Raw genomic sequence first — 2,358 nt, forward strand, 5'->3', positions numbered from 1 at the left:
CCAATTTTATAGTCGTCTCAGCGAGAAGAAACTATCACGTTTTTTGTTCTCAAAGATAGGCTTTTTTCAAACCGGGAAAATGGGAATGCGCCCGCCGGGAATACAATCGTCTTCAGTCCACCTCAACGAATTATTCCATAAAATAAAAATTAAATGTTCGTAACTATCCCTTTGGGTGTATATGCTGTCATAGAATTTACTATTGTGGGAGGCGGACCATGACGGCACTGGTTATTTTTATTGTGAGTTATCTGGGAATCGCCATGGGACGAATCCCCGGCCTGGCTTTGGACAGGGTTGGCATTGCCATCTTGGGGGCCATCGCCATGGTTGCCTTAGGCTCGGTATCTCCTCAGGACGCGGTACGTTGCATTGACTTTCCAACCCTCTGCCTTTTGTATGGGCTGATGATTATTTCAGCCCAGCTACGTCTCGGCGGGTTTTACACCGCTGTCGCTGAAAAAGTCCTTGGGTTTTCAGACCGTCCCCGTTTGTTTCTTCTGGTGAGCATGCTTCTTTCCGCGGTCCTTTCCGCCGTTCTTGCCAACGATATTATCTGCTTTGCCATGGCACCGATTCTGGCCTGTTCTCTCAAACGGGCAGGATTAAATCCTGTTCCCTTTTTACTGGGCCTGGCTGTGTCGAGCAATATCGGGTCTGCGTCCACACTGATCGGGAATCCACAGAATATGCTCATCGGCCAGGTGGGACGTCTTTCCTTTGAAGCGTTCTTTCTCTGGGCATATATGCCGTCTTTTCTTTCACTGGTGGCCGCTTTCGGTATAATTGCAATGTATTATCGAAAGGATCTGATCCTTGAAAAAAATGAGACCATAAATGGGAACGACATAGCCCTGCCTCGTTTTGATTGCTGGCAAACTGGAAAAGGAATTCTGGCTGTGGTGGTGCTGGTGGGACTTTACCTGACTGACATTCCAAGGGATCTCTCCACCCTGTCCGTGGCAGGATCACTTCTGCTCAGCCGAAAAATGAAAAGCCGGGATATGATGGCTCTGGTTGACTGGCATTTGATCACCTTGTTCTGCGCACTTTTCATTATTATTCACGGAATTTCCCTGGCCCATCTTCCGGAACAAGTACTCGAATTCCTATCCCAAAAAGGCTTTGAACTTACTCAACCAGCATTCCTCACCGGTGTTTCTGTTGTCCTGTCCAATCTTTTCAGCAATGTCCCGGCCGTGATGATAGTGATTCCATGTCTGGATCAGGCCATTCCCGAACCCTGGTATATTCTGGCACTTTCCAGCACCTTTGCCGGGAACCTTTTTCTTTTGGGCAGTATCGCGAACTTGATTGTAGTTGAAAAAGCCTCGGGCCATGGCGTGGTTATATCCTTTAAGGAACACGCCAGAATCGGTATCCCCGTGACCCTTATGTCACTTCTTGTGCTGGTAGCATGGACATGGCTGTGACAAGGTTTCCCTACTTTTGCCTTTTTTAGTGTTATCAACTTATGCTGTACGAAAATCTGCCGGATATAGAAATATATCAGGCGTAATACCTCTATTGGTGTTTTTTTTATGTCTTCATTTAAACTCCAGCACGGTATCTTGCTCTGAAATATACTTTAACGATTACCTATCCGAAAAATACTACATTGATGACCAACACGTCTTTCTTTTATACAAAATTATAAATTGGTGGTATGACTGCCAACCAAAGGACAACTACTTATTATGTGGAAAAACCATAAAATGCACCAATCTTGGCAACGCTTGTATAGAATACACCCAATCCAAGTCGGTCTTGAAGGTCTCCATACCAAAAGGGCTTGCCGATCAATTCTCTATATTTAAAACTTGTAATCAATGTTTTGGACCATCTAATTTACGTTGCATATGGCAAAATAAAAAATATCTTGGCAAAGGCACAGCGGCCCCGACGAAACATTTAAATCAATTTGTCTTCCTTCATATTAATAAAATTCAGGCCCGGTTTTTAAAGAACATAGAAAAAGAGATCATATTCGTTGTCCAAGGAAACATACGAGGACTAATGAATGACGGTAAAATAGCCTTACATAACACCGGCACCATACTTAAAAGATGTCCAGGCGATGCCGATAATGAGGCTAACATTTTTCCAATTACGGTTAAGATAAAAAACACCAGTACAAATGAGATGATTGCCCAATACCTTGGCACTTGGTCAAATTGAAAACTGGCAGGCAGATAGGGTTCACTCAAAAATTCTGAGAAGTTTTTATAGTTGTTGATCCGCTTCTTTATTTAACTCCATTAACCTTGGATTTCGCTCTTTNAAAATGTGCGTTTTTCGTTTTTCACCCTTCATTGTCATTGATTGCTCCACCATTAATTCAGCTTGAGTTGCCCAAGT

2 protein-coding genes are annotated in these 2,358 nt (G+C 43.5%); both read left to right on the top strand.

Annotated features, from left to right (window positions below; all coding sequences use genetic code 11):
- Positions 1 to 218 precede the first annotated feature (218 nt).
- A complete protein-coding gene (locus tag B147_RS0107925) occupies positions 219 to 1,433 on the top strand; it encodes an anion transporter (protein ID WP_020586677.1) in 1,215 nt (404 codons plus the stop codon).
- Positions 1,434 to 1,449: 16 nt separating this feature from the next.
- Positions 1,450 to 2,178 carry a hypothetical protein gene (locus B147_RS0107930; RefSeq protein WP_157237820.1) on the top strand — a complete coding sequence of 243 codons (729 nt, stop codon included), beginning with the start codon at positions 1,450 to 1,452 and terminating at the stop codon, positions 2,176 to 2,178.
- Positions 2,179 to 2,358 lie beyond the last annotated feature (180 nt).

The organism is Desulfobacter curvatus DSM 3379, assembly GCF_000373985.1.
GTDB classification, from domain to species: domain Bacteria; phylum Desulfobacterota; class Desulfobacteria; order Desulfobacterales; family Desulfobacteraceae; genus Desulfobacter; species Desulfobacter curvatus.

What these genes read in the sequence shown, in the direction of transcription:
- B147_RS0107925 (WP_020586677.1), top strand. Translation starts at nt 219, where the DNA reads ATGACGGCACTGGTTATTTTTATTGTGAGTTATCTGGGAATCGCCATG.